Here is a 15,170-nt window from a genome sequence, read left to right on the forward strand (position 1 = left end):
TTTATGCGGTGGTTCCCTCATTTTCCGATATCCCCCAGCCCCACTTTGAATATTTTCATGATCAACGACATGAAGCCGATACACAGCACCAGCAGCAGGAAGGCGTAGGCCGCGCCCTGGTTCCAGTTGCCGCCCTCGAAGAACCAGTTGTAGATGATCTGGGTGAACCAGCGGCTGCCCGGCGAGCCGAGCAGCGCCGGCACCGCGTAGCTGCCCGCCGCCAGCATGAAGGTCATGATGCAACCGGTGGCGATGCCCGGCTTGGCGTGGGGAATGACGATACGCCGATGGGTGCGCACGGTGCCGGCACCGAGATCCCGGGCGGCGCGCACCTGGTTGTCGTCGAGGCTCTCGATAGCGTTGTAGACCGGAAACACCATGAACAGGATATAGGCGTAGACCATGCCCACCATCACCCCGCCGTTGCCGCTAAGGAAGCGGATGGGCCGATCGATCAGTCCCAGCATCATCAGCACCTCGTTGAGCGGGCCGCGAAACGCCAGGATGATGAACCACGAGTAGGTACGCAGGATCTCGTTGATCCAGAACGGGATGATCAGCAGCAGGATGCACAGCGCCGCCTGCCGCGGGGTCGCCACCTTGGCCAGGTACCAGGCCAGCGGATAGCTCACCGCCAGCGTCAGCAGCGTGACCAGCACGCTCGACCAGATGGTCTTGAAGAAGATGGTGCGGTGGATGTCGTTGTTGAACAGGGTGGCGTAGTTGGCCAGCGTGAGCCGATCGTCGGGCCCGCCGATCTGCGCCGGCAGCAGGTTGGGCCGCAGCGAGTACTCGATCATCTGCAGTTGCGGCAGGGTCACCATCACGATCAGCCAGATACCCAGCAGGGTGACGATGGCCATCGCCAGCGGCCCACCGAAGCGGGCCCGCAGTTGCCTAAACATGGGTACCCCCTGCCGACGCCGGGCGCCCTTCCACGACCTCGCCGGTCTCCTCGTCCACCACCGGACTGCCGTCGTCGGGCAGCACCACGGCGTCGGCCGGATCGAAGCCGAAGGCGAGCCGCTGACCCACGCTGAAAGCGCCGGCCTGACTGCGCGAAAGCTCATGGCCGAGTTGAACGCGCAGCTTCTCGCCCGAGGCGATCAGGCGCGTCTCGAGCATCACCCAGGCGCCCTCGAAGTGCACCGCCTCGATCTCGGCTTCGAGCTTCGGGCCCGAGGCCTGGGGCTCCACCGGACGCAGATGCTCGGGCCGCACAAACAGCACCGCCGCCTCGCCGTTGCTCAGACGCGCGGCACCGCTCACCCGCCCCGCCAGTTCGCCCAGGGCACCACCGTCGAGGCGCACCCGCTCGCCTTCACAGTCGATCACGCGCGCCTGGAGACGGTTGTTCTCCCCGACGAAGGCGGCGACGAAGCCGGTGGCCGGCTGGCGATAGAGCGTCATGGGGTCGGCGACCTGCTGAATGCGCCCGGCCGACATCACTGCCACCCGGTCGGACATGTTCAGCGCCTCGCCCTGGTCGTGGGTGATGTAGATGAAGGTAATGCCGGTCTTGCGCTGGATCGCCTTGAGTTCGGTGCGCATGTGCTGGCGCAGCTTGAGGTCGAGCGCCGAGAGCGGCTCGTCGAGCAGCAGCACCCGGGGCTCCACCGCCAGGGCACGGGCGATGGCCACGCGCTGCTTCTGCCCGCCGGAGAGCTCGGTCACCATCTTCGGGCCGCTGCCCTCCAGCGCCACCAGCGCCAGCAGACGCTCGGACACCTCACGCCGCTTGCGCTTGTCGACCCCGCGCACCTCGAGACCGAACTCGATGTTCTCGAATACGGTCATCAGGGGGAAGAGCGCCAGGTTCTGGAAGATCATCGCCGTGGGCCGGCGATTCACCGGCACCCCGGCCATGGGTTCGTCCCCGATGTACACCTGCCCTTCGCTGGGTACGAGAAACCCGCTGACGATGTTGAGCAGGGTGGTCTTGCCGCAGCCCGAGGGGCCGAGAAAGCTGAAAAATTCGCCTGAGCCTATCGCAAGCGAGATCTTCTCGATGGCGGTGAAATCGCCGAAGCGCATCACCACCTCGTCCAGTCTGACGCTACCGTCCATTCAATGACTGCCTATGTTCTGTATTGCTGATTCTTTTGACACCGTAGCGTCAGGGGGTAAAGCGGCTTCGATATCTCATCGAAGCCGCCTTTTAGAGCTACTTGCGGAAAGTCGGCGTGCGATGGCCAGACTAGGCAAAAATCAGCGAAAGAGCGGAGTTTACTGTAGTAAATGAGCATCTTAAGCTGATTTTTAACGACGTATGGCCGAGCGCAGCCACTTTCATCCCTAAGCGCTGAGATAGCGATCCTGGTACTCATTGCGCAGGGCCACGTACCACGGCTCCTGGATCGGCCACCACCACAGGTTGGCCAGGTCCTCATCGGTGTAGGAGTCGGTGAAGAACTGGCGGGTCTCGTCGGGCAGCAGCTCGGTGGCGCCCTTGGAGGTGGAGTTGTAGCCGGTGGCCTCGGCGAACATGGCGCCCGCCTCGGGGGTGTAGTACCAGTTGATCAGCTCGTACACGGCATCGGGGTTCTGGGCATTCTTGGGAATCACGAAGCCCTCCATCCACGCCATCGCGCCTTCCTTCGGCGCACCGTAGGCGATGTCCTCGCCCTCCTGGCGCAGGCGGAAGGCGGTGGAGTCCCAGGTCTGGCCGATGACGGCGCCGTTGGTGCGGAAAGCGGCCTGAGCCTCGTTCTCGGTGTTCCAGAACTGCACCAGCATCTGCTTGTGCTTGACCGCCTCCTCGAGGATGACGTCGAAGTTGGCGCGCATGGCCTCCTCGCTCTTGTAGGAGTCGAGCAGCGGGTAAGGCAGCCTGCCCTCGCGCTCCAGCCACAGGCCGATACCCACTAGCGCCGAGTGGCCACGCACCGTCACCCCCTGGCCGTGCTCGGGGTTCCACAGGTCGGCATAGCTGAGGTTGGCGCGGTCGATATCGACGAAGCGGCGATGCCAGGTGATGGCCTCGGTGCCCCAGTCGCTGGGGGCAAAGAAACGCTGACCGTTGACCACGCCACCAACCTCGGAGCCCTCGATGGCGCTGTCGAGTGCCCCGGACCAATTGATGCGCGATTCATCCAGCGGCTGAATCAGGTCGTAATCCAGGTAGCCCGGCACACGGTCCACGGTGGGCATGATCACGTCGAAGCCCGAGCCGTCGGAGGCGCGCAGCGAGTTCATCAACTCGTCGTTGGTGCCGTAAGGGGTGAAGGTGGCGCGGATGCCGGTCTTCTCGGTGAAGTCGGCCAGCATCTCGTCGGTGAAGTAGCCCGCCCAGGCATAGATGCGCAGGGTCTGCTCCTGGGCCAGCACCTTGTTGATGTAGAACGAAGGAACGGTGGCGACCGCGCCGGCAGCCAGGGTGCCTTTGAGGAAACGGCGGCGAGTGAACGACATGACGAGCTCTCCATGAGGAACTTGCACAGGTGACAAAGGCGGGGTTCTGCCCCCGCCCCTTATCGCGTGACTTCATGACGAGAGGATGAACATTGAATGACCGTTCAATCCCATGTAACGAAGGGTAGCAGCCTGTGCAGAAAAGAGCGTATGCCGTTTCAACGTTATTCAGCTTGCTTGTATCGCCACCTTCAAGACGCCATCGCGCTGATGGGAGAAAAGGTCGTAGGCCTCGACGATGTCCTCCAGCGCATAGCGGTGGGTGACCATGGGGCCGAGGTCGATACGCCCAGTTTCGATCACCTGCATCAGCCGCCGCATGCGCTCCTTGCCGCCGGGGCAGAGCGAGGTGACTATCTTGTGATCTCCCAGGCCGGCACAGAAGGCGCCCAACGGAATGGTGAGATCGCTCGAATAGACACCCAGGCTCGACAGGGTACCGCCCGGCTTGACCACCCGGAGCGCAGCTTCGAAGGTGGATTGCAGCCCCAGCGCCTCGATGGAAGCGTCCACGCCACGTCCGCCGGTGATGCGCAGAATCTCCTCGACCACGTCGACCTTGCGAAAATCCAGGGTCACGTCCGCGCCCATCTGCCGCGCCATGGCCAGGCGCTCATCGACCCCATCCACGACGATGATCAGCCCGGCACCGCGCAGCCTGGCACCGGCCGTGGCGCACAGACCGATGGGCCCCTGGGCGAACACCGCGACGCTGTCGCCGATCTTGATGCCCGCGGATTCGGCACCGGCAAAGCCGGTCGACATGATGTCGGGACACATCAGCACTTGCTCGTCGGTCAGTCCATCGGGTACCGGGGCGAGGTTGGCCTGGGCATCCGGCACCAGCAGGTACTCCGCCTGGGCGCCGTCGATGGTGTTACCGAAGCGCCAGCCGCCCATCGGCTTGTAGCCGTGGGCATGGTGGCCGCCATCCTGGGCGCAGCAGCCGTCCTGGCAGGCATAGGAGGTGAAACTGGGGCAGATGGCGCCGGCGATGACCCGCTGCCCCTCCTGGTAACCGCGCACGTTGGCGCCCAGCTTCTCGATCACGCCAACCGGCTCATGCCCGATGGTGAGCCCGCGCTCGACCGGGTACTCGCCCTTGAGGATGTGCACGTCGGTACCGCAGATCGTGGTGGTGGTGACGCGGATCAGGGCGTCGTTGGGGCCGATGTCGGGTATCGGCTTGTCGTCGATCTCGATGCGGCCGGGCTCGACGAAGATGGCGGCTTTCATCATGGCAGGCATGGCGTGGCTTCCTCATGTCATCTGGTCGTTGACGAAGAGCGATTCCGTAGGAGAACTATCCGTCACGGGCGGCCTGCACCTCTTGATACAGATCAAGGTAGCCAAGATCGCCGGAAAAGGGGTCACCTCCGCTCAGCCGTGAGTCGATTTCAGCGCCACTCGAACGACAGGAAAGTGCCAGACTGAGAACGGACCCAGACGAACCGAGGAGAGATCCCATGACGACTCATGCCAGCCTATCCGCCGAGGCTGCGGTACTGGAACAGCTGGAAAGCTGGGCGGCCGCAGTGCGCGCCCAGGACGTCGACGCCATCGTCGCTCACTATGCCCCGGACATCGTCGCCTTCGATGCGGCGATGAAGCTGCAATTCAAGGGGGTGGCGGCCTACCGCGACCACTGGCAAACGTGCGTGGAGATGTTCCCGGGGCCGATGGTTCTCGAACTGCACGAGGTGACGATCCATGCCGATCACCAGGTGGCCTTCTGCCACGCCCTGCAACGCTGCGGCGGCACCGATGCCAAGGGCGAAACCCAGGCGGGATGGCTACGCTTGACCAGCGGCTACCGGCGCATCGAGGGCGAGTGGAAGGTGGTGCACGAACATTTTTCCGCCCCTTTCGACATGGAAGGCGACAAGGCATTGCTCGACCTCGCTCCCTGAGGTCGGCCCCAATGGGCGATTCGCTACATCACCGGCACGCCGGTCACCCAAACGTGCAGGTGGAAGGCGAACAGGTAATACGCGATCAACCCACCGACGACGGTAATGGCCGTGCCGACCGGACGCGGCGTCACCGCGGGTGCCGGCTGCCGGCGCCTGGCGGCACGGAAGTCGAGCACCGCCCACAGCAGGAAGGCGCCGAAGAAGATGATGTCGCCCAGGCGACCGTTCGCCAGCAGGTGAGAAAAGGCCCACACCTTCACCGCCAGCACCATGGGGTGACCCAACTTGGCCTTGATGTGGTTGTTGGGCACATAGGCCGCCACCAGCAGAATGAAGGCTGGGATCATCAGCAGCGCTACGGCATGGCGCAGTCCCACCGGCGGAAACCATACCCAGATGGGGTCGAGCCGCATGCGCCCGAAGCCCCAGATTGCCAGCGCCAGACCGACGATGGAAACCACCGAAAACAGCGCTTTCCAGCGCATCTCCCCCAGGCGGCGTATCTGCTCGCTGCGCCAGTCCTCGGCGAAGATGCGAACGGAGTGGGCACCGAGAAAAATCACGAGGCCAAGGATCATCACGAGCATGGGTGGCTTCCTGTGCAAAGCGTATTGGGGCGGCGAGCCTCACGGCTGCCGACAATGAAACATGATGCAGCTTAACCATACTGATGGGTTACACCAACTTTCCCAGCAGCGAAGTCTGCCGTGAACACTACTGCCGGCTTGCACCGCGACCGGGCTGACCTACCTTGAGAGGAGCCATCACGCGCAAGGATGCCCATGACGACTCCGTCTTTCCATTCGCCCAAGGAGAGGGGCGCTCGCCGCTCGCTGTGGTCTGCCGTACTGGTCGGCGCCGGCGTCATGGCCGGCATCGATGAAATCGTCTTTCACCAGTTGCTGCAGTGGCACCACTTCTTCGACCACGCCACGCCGACCGTCGGCATCGTCTCCGATGGCCTGCTGCATGCAGCGGAACTGCTCGCCATCGTGATCGGGGCGTTTCTGCTGATCGACCTGGCACAGCGGCGCAGACTGGCGACGCACTGGGCCTGGACCGGCTTTTTCCTCGGCATGGGCGGCTTTCAGCTCTTCGACGGTATCGTCAGCCACAAGCTGCTGCGCATCCATCAGATCCGCTACGGGGTCGATCTGTTCTATTACGACCTGATCTGGAATCTCTCCGCCCTGGCGCTGCTGCTGGTGGGCGTGTGGCTCTATCGACGCGCCAGACGGCTGGACCGCTGAGCCATGCATGCGCACACCGACGAGATCTCGCTGCTGGCATGGCTGCCTCTCGCCCTGGTTGGCCTGATCACCCTGGCCTACCTGCTGGCCGCCAGGCGGCAGCGCCGTCGAGGCAACGACTGGAGCCGCTGGCGCAGCGCCTTCTTCCTGATGGGCAGCGTACTGCTCGCCCAGGCGGTGGCGCCTCCCGTGATGGCCTGGGCGCACCACGACCTGAACGGCCACATGGCACTGCATCTGGTGATGGGCATGCTGGCACCGCTGGCCTGGGTCCTGGCTGCTCCCGTGACACTGCTGCTGCGCTCACTGCCTCAGGCAGCGTCGCGCCGTGTCGCCGCGTTGCTCAGGAGCTTGCCGGTACGTGTCGTATCGCATCCGCTGAGCGCCCTGCTGCTCAACATCGGCGGCATGTACCTGCTCTACCTGACCCCGCTGTATGCCCTCTCGCTGCAAAGCGAGCTGCTGCATCATTGGGTTCATCTACACTTCCTGGTGGCAGGCTACCTGTTCTGCTGGGCCATCCTGGCGGGGCCGGACGCCTCACCCCACCGACTGAGCCTGCGCTTTCGCCTGGGGGTGCTGTTTCTCTCCATGGCCACCCATGCGCTGCTCGGCAAGCTGATGTACGGCTATCACTGGCCACGCGGCACCGACCACAGCGTGGCTGAGATCCAAGCCGCCGCCCAGATGATGTATTACGGCGGCGACCTGGCCGAGGTGCTGCTGGCCGTGGCCCTGCTGACCATGTGGCTGCGCACCCCGGTCGAGCGACGTGAAGCCCTGCTGCCTGCTTCACTGCGATGAGCGGGACGCTGCATTGAGCGGAGACTTGTCGAAAGCTCAGCGCCGCTCTTGTACTGTCTCCAGCGGCCTGAAGGCCGGCCCTTCGATCACTTCACCGTCGGTATCGAAGCGGCTGCCGTGACAGGGGCAGTCCCAGGTGGCCTCGGCGGCATTCCAGTGCACGATGCACTTCATGTGCGGACAGATCGCCGAGAGCACCTTGAGCTCGCCGGTCGTACTGCGGTGGATGGCGAGCTTCTCTCCATCGACGGTCGCTACCCGCCCTTCTCCCGCCTTGACCTCGCTGAAATCGGCCAGCTTCTCGGTGCCCAGGTAATCCTTGAGCATGTGCTTGGTGACGGTGACGTTCTCCTTGGCGTACTGCAGCACCGATTTGCCCGGCGTGATGCGACGCGCGCCGAAGCGGGCCTGCCAGGGGTTGTCGTTGCCCTGGATCCGATCGGCGATGATCCTGCCCGCCAGCGTGCCCCAGATCAGACCGTCGGCGCCGAAGCCGGTGGCCATGTAGAGATTGTCGCTGCCGTGCATGCGGCCGATGTAGGGCAACCCATCGGGCGAGCCGTACTGCTGGGCCGACCACTGGTGGGTGAACGCCTCGATATCGAACCGGCTTTCGAGATATTCGCGCAGCAGCTGGTAGTGATCGCCATGATGCTCGCCGGTCTTGTGCTTCTCGCCGATCACCACGAGGTAGTGGTCGTCGCCATGGCGATAGCTGCGCAGCGAGTGGAACGGGTCGAGCAGCCAGATGATGCCTTCGGGATAGTCACCGCTTCTCAGCTTGGCGCATACCGCATATTCGCGGGATACCAGCATGCCGGCCTGCACCAGGCTGATGCCCTTGGGGGTGTGGGTGGCCTGCACGATCTGCCTCGCGGTGACGTTGGCCGCTTCGGTCCTGACCAGGCCCTTGCCGGCATCGATCTCGCGAACCGGGCTGTGCTGATGGATCAATACGCCTTCGCCGATGAGGCGATTGGCCAGCCCCTGGAGATAATGCAGCGGATTGAACTGGGCCTGATTGGCGATGCGCAGCCCCCAGCTGTCGAACGGCAGCCCGGGGCCGCCGCTCATTTCAGCATCCAGCCCGGCACTGACCAGCGCATCGAGTTCGTCGTTCAGGTTGTGCTGGGTATGCTGACGATCCTCGGTCAGCAGCCGGTAGGCCGGCTGACGCTGGAATTGGCAGTCGATGGCGTAGCGCTCGACCAGTGCCTCGATGTGATCGAGGGCCTCCGCGCGGGCCCGTACCACGTCGGCCGAGACCTGATCGCCCCACTTGCGCCGCAGCGCGGCCTGCCCGGAGGCCAGCGTGGCATACAGGTTGCCGGTGGAACCGCCGGTCACACCGGCTCCCACCCTGCCCGCTTCCAGCACCATGACGCGCTGGCCGGCTTCGACCAGCGCCTGCGCCGTCGTCAACCCGGTGATACCGGCTCCGACGATGACGACATCCACCTCGACATCTCCGGCAAGCGGCGGGTGTTCGGCCACGTTGCGGCTTCCCAGCGTCCATATCGCATCCATAACGACTCCTTTCGTGGACAACTCGCACTCTGCCCTCAGTTATAGAAGCCCCGGCGTGATAGCGCTAAGGGTTCTACCTGCCCGAGGCGAAGACGTGCCTGGCCATCGGCCGGTTTGCACACCCTCACATATCGTCGCCGAATGGAAATAAAGCCTTGTCTGCGTACCTGCTACGTTAGAAAGGCCGTGAAGGAAGACGGCCACGGAAACGATCCAGAGGAGGAGCCTCATGATGATCAAGGATGCACAGGAACTGTTCATGCGCCTGCTTTCGGAAACCAACAGCGCCGAAAAGCAGATGACCCGCGCGCTACCGAAAATGGCCCGCGCCGCCGATGACGAGAAGCTGGTCGAAGCCTTTCAGCACCACCTCGAGGAGACCCAGGGCCAACTGGAGCGCCTCGAGCAGGCTGCCGACTCCATTCCCGATATCCGCATCAAGCGCCTCAAGAGCCATGCCATGGAGAGCCTGATTCAGGAGGGAGAAGAGCTGATCGACTCCACGGAGAAGGGCCCCGTGCGCGATGCCGGCCTGATCGCCGCGGCCCAGAAGGTGGAGCACTTCGAGATTGCCGCCTACGGCACCCTGTGCGAACTGGCCGAGCAACTGGGCCATACCAAAGCCAAGGAGATCCTGGCCGAGACGCTCAAGGAAGAGAAATCTACCGACGACAAGCTGAGCAAACTGGCCAAGCAGAACATCAACAGAAAGGCTGGCTGAGCACGCCGCTAGGCGAAAGGGAACCGGCCGGCGGAGATACCGGCCGGTTTTTTTGTCTGGCGCCCCCGCTGGATGGCGTCACGCCCGCTCCAACTGTTTCACCGCATCCATCAATTCATCGAAGTCCGACACCCCCAGATAGCTGAGCTCACCCTCGTCGCTGTCGCTGCCGATGGCATCGAAGAATTTCCGGGCGCACTCGGCCTTTGCCCGCTCGATGTCACGCAGCGCCGTCAGCGATGGGCTGCCCTTGGTTTCGACCACGACATGGCGATGGGCACCGCTGCCTTCCCGCAAGCAGATCGCCCAGTCGGGGTTGTAGTCACCCATCGGAGTGGGGATGCGATAGCCGCGCGGAAGCTTGGCATAGACCGTCACGTCCGCGCTGGCCTCCAGCGCCTGGACGAATCTGCGCTCCACCTCGGAGTCGACGATGGCGTAGTCGTAGACGTGCTTGTTCAGCCGGGACGTGGCACGGGAGAAGTCCTGCCCGCTCTGGGCAGCGGTGAAAATCCCCATGTCATAGCGTTCATCCACGGCGGCATAGGTGAGGTGGCGGACGGTGATCGCCGCCTTCTGCTCGTGAATCAGGCGCGCCGCCTCGGCGATGAAGTGCTCGGGATTGAGCCGGTACTGCTCGAAGACGGCGGGAGCAATCCGCTGCAGAATGCCGGCCACGGTTCGGCGCGTGAGCCGAGCGCGCTCGGCCAGCCTGCCGAGCAGGTCGTAGCTGACCTGGGCGGGCGCGGCCTGCGCCCACTCCGTCACACTCTCCATCAGCGAGAAGCCTTCCCCCTGGCGCAGCGTCTCGTCGCTGAGGTCGTCCCGCTGAACGCCCCGCCGCACGCCGTACTGCAAGGAAGTGACCCGCAGCTGACGGTCGAGGGCCTCGGCGCACTGGCGGATCAGGGCGTCGGAGTCGAACTCGACGCGATAGACCGCCTGACGCCCGATGCGCCGCCACAGCGCCTGGAATTCCGCCGTATCGAAGTTGGCATTGAGTGGATTGGCTTTCGGCTTGCGCCCATCCTCGACCCTGGGCAGCTGCGCCTCGACGAACTCGCCGGGGCGCCCCGTGAGGGTATCGGCGATCTCCCGCTGCAATCCGGTAACGAAATCCTGATAGCTCTCGCTGGCGACCACGGTGAGCACGTTGATCTCGTGCACCACCGCCGGCGCGTCGATCCGCTCGCCCTGCTGGTCGACGCAGAGGCGCAGGCCGCGGCCGACTTCCTGACGGCGGGAGATGCTGTTGTCGCTGTGCTTGAGCATGCACATGACGAAGACGTTGGGGTTGTCCCACCCCTCCCGCAGCGCCGAATGGGAGAAGATGAACCGCGTGGGCTCGGTCAGCGACAGCAGACGCTCCTTGTCCTTGAGGATCAGGTCGTAGGCCTCCACGTCGTCGGATTCGACGCTGCGCGCCCCGACGGCGGGATCCTTCAGCCGACGGGTTTTCCTGTCGATGGCGAAGTAGCCGCTGTGGGTGGCGGCGACCTCGACGCCTGCCAGGTAGTGGCGATAGGCAGTGTTGTCCAGGGCCAGCTCGGCGAGATACTCGTCCTTGAGCTGCGCGTACTCCTCTTCGAAGATGCGCGCGTACTCGCCCTTTTCGTCGGCCCGGGCGTAGTCGCGGTATTTCGCCACCTCGTCGATGAAGAACAGCGAGAGCACCTTGATACCCTGGGCGAAGAGCTGCTTCTCCTTGTCCAGGTGCGCCTTGATGGTCTCGCGAATCTGGATGCGGCGAATGTCGCTCTCGGCGACGTCTCCCCGCGCCTCACCGGCCTTCACCACCAGGCCGTTGGTGAACTCGACCGTGTCGCGATGACAGTCGATCTCGCTGATGGTGAAGCCGTCGCGATACTGTTCGAGCTGCCCAGAGGCCGCGAACAGATCGTCACCCAGCGTCAGACGGCGCAGCTTGCGCACGATGGCGCCCGATTCCTGGAGCATCTCCAGCTCGATACGCACTACCGGGGCCGACCTGGTGACCTCGATGCCCTCGAGATAGAGATAGGCGTGGGTGCCCGCCAAGCCACGGGTCTGAATGCCGCGCACGGCGATCTTCTTGACCAGTTTCTGCTGGTAGGCATCGAGCGCATCGAGACGGAAAACCCGGTTGTGGCGGGTTCGGTGGGTAGCCGAATAGCGCAGAATCATCAACGGCTTGAACTGCGGCAGCGCCTCCAGGGTGGCCGCCCCTTCCATCTTCTGCGGCTCGTCGAGAATCAGGATCGGTCGGTTGGCGGCGATCACGTCGATGGGCTTGCGCGACTGGAAGTCGTCCAGCTCGTCGTAGATGCGGCGGTTGTCCTTGCCCCGCGCATTGAACGCCTGGATGTTCATGACCATGACGTTGATGCCGGCGTCCGACGAGAAACTCTCCAGTTCGTGCAGCAGCTTCGAGTTGTAGACGAAGCAGCGTGCCCTCTTGCCGTAGCTCTCGGCGAAATGTTCGGCGGTGATCTCCAGCGACTTGGCCACCCCTTCGCGAATGGCGATGGTGGGCACCATGACGATGAATTTGGACCAGCCATAGCGCTTGTTCAGCTCGAATATCGTCTTGATGTAGCAGTAGGTCTTGCCGGTGCCGGTTTCCATCTCGACATCGAGGTGCACCCCGGTGGCCGCCAGGGCATCGCGCCGGTAGGCCGGCTTGACGGGGACGATCTCGCCCTTGGCATCCAGGGTGGTGAAATCGGTGAGCGACGACGGCACGGGCAGGTTCTGGCGCCGCGCCACCGCTTGCACGTTCGCCAGAATGCGCGCCTCGTCGATGGCGAAGTCGGCATTGGCGACGACCTCGTCGAAGGCCGGTGAGCGAGCCCCACGCCCCAGCTCGAAGCCGGGCAACCGCTCATCGACCCGGGGTTGACCGGCGAAGCAGTCAACCACGGCCTCGACGGCGCTGGTCTGATAGGGCTGAACTTTAAATCGGATCTTCATGTCGGCTCGCCAGGAGGTGCTCGGGTCGCTGTGAGAGAAGGTAGGCGTAGAAATCTTCCAGGCTTCCGGTCTCGCGGGAGTCGTCGTCGAACAGCACGTAATGTTCGATGGCCTTGCCCACCCGAACCGGCACGGGCTGGTAGCACTGGTTCGGGTCGGGCCGGATGAACACCAGCTTTTCGCTGGGGCGGGCGTAGTGCAGGCATATCCAGACGTGCTGCTCCGGGTGGTGCTGGGCATAGCTCAGCTTGTCGGGCCTGACCCAGTAGTCCGCCCCTCTTCTCACCTCGGTGCCCGACACTTCCAGGGCGCAGTAGGTCTGCCCCGACTGCTTGCCGCGAATGCTCAGATCGGGTTTGCCCGGCTCCTTCGGGTGCTCGGGAATGAAGTCGTTGGAGTCGGCGCCGAAGCCTTCCACCAGTACCTCGAGGCCCGAGAAGCGGGCCTCGATGATCGCCTTCACCCGCGCGATGCGCACCTTCTCCTTCTTCCAGGCCGCTTCGCCGTAGGCGTGCTTCCAGTGAAACGCCTCCCGGCGCTTGATCTCGTCGCAGTCGATCCGCTGGCCCAGCTCGATGCCCAGCGCGGGAAAGGTGCGCTGCCTGACGCTGGTACAGTAGGCGCCGTCGACGAAGAGGCGGTATCGCCCGGCCTTGGCGTCGTAGCGGATCTCGGTCACGACGGGCATCAGAGCACTCTCAGCTCCGTGGCGGGAGAAAACTGCCGCAGCTGCTGCTCCACGTTGATGCGCATGGCGTCGGAATCGAAGGCGCTGTCGCGCAGTACCAGCCTGCGCGGCTTGTAGCCCGCCAGCTCCTCAATCAGGGCTTCCGTTATCTCCAGGTCGAAGCAGGCCAGCAGCGCATCGTCCGCCACGCGGTACAGCGTCTTGCCCTGCACCTGCGCTCTGGCGATGGGCAGCGTCAGGTCCAGCCCCCAGTCCACCAGTACCTGGAACAGCAGGTCCTCGGCGCTGCGGCCGGGTTTGACGCTGTCCACGGCGTCGAGCAGGTCGCCCTGGGCGAGCGCCTCCGGACGTTGCCGCAGCTCCTTCATGTTGGTGCTGTCCACCTTCAGCACGCGAAAGCCCACGTCGCGGCGCCACTCGTCATGGCACTGCCCTTCCAGCACCTTGGCCGCCGCTCGCCGTATGCGCTCCCGGGACAGCTCGGCGATGGTGTGAAAGCCGCGCTTGGCCGCCTCGGAGCGCTCGTCGAGCGCCTCCGGCAGCTGCACCAGGATGTAACGGCGGTTGCCGCCGTCGCTGGCGTTGCACTCCATCACCGCCTGGGCGGTGGTGGCAGAGCCGGCGAAGAAGTCCAGCACCAGGGCATCGCGGGAGCCACCCTGCTCGATCAGGGCCTTGATCAGATCCACCGGCTTGGGGAACGAGAACAGCTTCTCGCCCAGCAGTTCCTTGAGCGCCCGGGTGGCGGCGCTATTCATCGGCGAGACCAGGGTGCTCTGGCCGTTACCGGCGCCGGGCCGCTCGATCCACGAGGAGACAGGAATGGTCGGCTTCATCGCCTCCGCGGCGAACCGCTTCAGCATGGGGGTGCCGGTGGCCTGCTTGGGGAAGATCACGCGGCCTTCGGCGATCTTCTGGGCCATGGTCGTGCGGCTGTAGGGCCAGTAGCGCCCCTTGGGCGGCCAGAACTCATTGCCGGTGGCGGGGTCGCGAATGGCGTAATGGGTGTCGCCGCCCGGCTTGCCGGCGCTCAGGTTGTCCGAGATCCACGGCCCCCGCGGGTCGTCGTCGGGGTTGGCGTATTTCTCGAAGGTGCGCTCCACGCCCTTCAGTGTCGCCTTCGCCTTGGCGTACACCAGCACGTATTCGTGGTCTTCACTCAGATTGGTGACGGCGTCCATGGCGCCGCTACGGCGCTTCCAGACGAAGCAGCCGAGGAAGTTGCCGCCACCGAAGATCTCCTCGCACAGCTTCTCGAGGTTGGCGCGCTCGTTGTCGTCGATGGAGATGAAGAGAATGCCGCTTTCGGCGAGCAGCTGGCGCGCCAGGCGCAGCCGCGGGTACATCATCGACAGCCAGTCGGAGTGAAAACGGCCGTTGCTCTGCAGGTTGGCGACCAGCCTGCCGCCCGCCTCGTCCACCTGGCTGCTTCTCACCAGGTACTCGTCCTTGGCCGTGATGAAGCGGTCGTTGTAGATCAGGTCGCTGCCGGTGTTGTAGGGCGGGTCGATGTAGATGACGTCGACCTGACCCAAATAGCTCTCGCGGAGCAGCTTCAGGGCATCGAGGTTGTCGCCCTCGATGAACAGATTGCGGGTGTGGGCGAAGTCGACGCTTTCGCGCTCCGCGGGGCGCAGCGCCATGCGGATCGGAGCATTCGCTTCGCGCAGCGCGGCGCGCTTGCCCGGCCAGTCGAGCTGATAGCGCTCCTGCTGCTCGTCGGCTGCCGCGTCACCCAGCGCCTGGCGCAGCAGAGCGAAGTCGATCGTCTGCTGAAGGCGGCCATCCCGATCTCGCGTTTCCGTGAGCACGTCCGGCACCAGCTCCGCGATCGCGCGCGCCAGCTCGAGCGACAGGTCGTCGGTCTTCGTCTTGAGTTTTTCGATGGTCATTTCAGACCAGCCACC

The 15,170-nt window shown here is 64.3% G+C and carries 13 protein-coding genes; 4 read left to right on the forward strand and 9 right to left on the reverse strand.

The genetic code is table 11. The features are described from left to right. Positions 1-17 precede the first annotated feature (17 nt). The 4 genes from B8115_RS19425 to B8115_RS19440 form a co-directional block, all read right to left on the reverse strand. The gene (locus B8115_RS19425; protein ID WP_010629520.1) at positions 18-905 is read right to left on the reverse strand and encodes an ABC transporter permease; all 888 of its coding nucleotides are present in this window, start codon (positions 903-905) and stop codon (positions 18-20) included. Continuing rightward, the gene (locus tag B8115_RS19430) at positions 898-2,067 is read right to left on the reverse strand and encodes an ABC transporter ATP-binding protein (protein WP_010629521.1); all 1,170 of its coding nucleotides are present in this window, start codon (positions 2,065-2,067) and stop codon (positions 898-900) included. The genes B8115_RS19425 and B8115_RS19430 overlap by 8 nt, the downstream gene beginning before the upstream one ends. Positions 2,068-2,295: 228 nt before the next feature. Continuing rightward, a complete protein-coding gene (locus B8115_RS19435; RefSeq protein ID WP_010629522.1) occupies positions 2,296-3,411 on the reverse strand; it encodes a substrate-binding domain-containing protein in 1,116 nt (371 codons plus the stop codon). Between the two features lie 168 nt (positions 3,412-3,579). Then, on the reverse strand, positions 3,580-4,659 hold the full coding sequence (locus tag B8115_RS19440) for an NAD(P)-dependent alcohol dehydrogenase (RefSeq protein ID WP_010629523.1): 1,080 nt from the start codon (positions 4,657-4,659) through the stop codon (positions 3,580-3,582). Between the two features lie 218 nt (positions 4,660-4,877). Here B8115_RS19440 and B8115_RS19445 point away from each other — a divergent pair, with 218 nt between their 5' ends. Further along, on the forward strand, positions 4,878-5,321 hold the full coding sequence (locus tag B8115_RS19445) for a nuclear transport factor 2 family protein (RefSeq protein WP_010629524.1): 444 nt from the start codon (positions 4,878-4,880) through the stop codon (positions 5,319-5,321). 23 nt (positions 5,322-5,344) lie between these two features. Here B8115_RS19445 and B8115_RS19450 read toward each other — a convergent pair whose 3' ends face one another. Continuing rightward, complete coding sequence (locus B8115_RS19450) at positions 5,345-5,911, reverse strand: NnrU family protein (RefSeq protein WP_010629525.1); 567 nt, start codon at positions 5,909-5,911, stop codon at positions 5,345-5,347. Positions 5,912-6,106: 195 nt separating this feature from the next. On the opposite strand from B8115_RS19450, the gene B8115_RS19455 reads away from it, so the two are divergent. Next, a complete protein-coding gene (locus B8115_RS19455; RefSeq protein ID WP_010629526.1) occupies positions 6,107-6,574 on the forward strand; it encodes a DUF2243 domain-containing protein in 468 nt (155 codons plus the stop codon). Between the two features lie 3 nt (positions 6,575-6,577). Beyond that, positions 6,578-7,378, forward strand: coding sequence for a cytochrome c oxidase assembly protein (locus B8115_RS19460; RefSeq protein WP_010629527.1), 801 nt, complete (start codon positions 6,578-6,580; stop codon positions 7,376-7,378). A 36-nt stretch (positions 7,379-7,414) separates the two neighbouring features. On the opposite strand, the gene B8115_RS19465 is transcribed toward B8115_RS19460, so the two are convergent. Next, positions 7,415-8,905, reverse strand: a complete 1,491-nt coding sequence (locus B8115_RS19465; RefSeq protein ID WP_010629528.1) for an FAD-dependent oxidoreductase — start codon at positions 8,903-8,905, stop codon at positions 7,415-7,417. 229 nt (positions 8,906-9,134) lie between these two features. Here B8115_RS19465 and B8115_RS19470 point away from each other — a divergent pair, with 229 nt between their 5' ends. Then, positions 9,135-9,626 carry a ferritin-like domain-containing protein gene (locus B8115_RS19470; RefSeq protein ID WP_010629529.1) on the forward strand — a complete coding sequence of 164 codons (492 nt, stop codon included), beginning with the start codon at positions 9,135-9,137 and terminating at the stop codon, positions 9,624-9,626. A 78-nt stretch (positions 9,627-9,704) separates the two neighbouring features. Here B8115_RS19470 and B8115_RS19475 read toward each other — a convergent pair whose 3' ends face one another. The 3 genes from B8115_RS19475 to B8115_RS19485 are packed head-to-tail and all read right to left on the reverse strand — an operon-like array spanning position 9,705 to position 15,155. Next, entirely contained in the window at positions 9,705-12,575 is a 2,871-nt protein-coding gene (locus B8115_RS19475) for a type III restriction-modification system endonuclease (RefSeq protein WP_010629530.1), read from the reverse strand. Then, positions 12,559-13,263 carry a hypothetical protein gene (locus B8115_RS19480; protein ID WP_010629531.1) on the reverse strand — a complete coding sequence of 235 codons (705 nt, stop codon included), beginning with the start codon at positions 13,261-13,263 and terminating at the stop codon, positions 12,559-12,561. Before B8115_RS19480 ends, B8115_RS19475 begins: the two co-directional genes overlap by 17 nt. Next, on the reverse strand, positions 13,263-15,155 hold the full coding sequence (locus B8115_RS19485; protein WP_010629532.1) for a site-specific DNA-methyltransferase: 1,893 nt from the start codon (positions 15,153-15,155) through the stop codon (positions 13,263-13,265). Before B8115_RS19485 ends, B8115_RS19480 begins: the two co-directional genes overlap by 1 nt. Positions 15,156-15,170 lie beyond the last annotated feature (15 nt).

It is taken from the genome of Halomonas sp. KM-1 (genome assembly GCF_000246875.1).
Classification (GTDB): domain Bacteria; phylum Pseudomonadota; class Gammaproteobacteria; order Pseudomonadales; family Halomonadaceae; genus Halomonas; species Halomonas aerodenitrificans.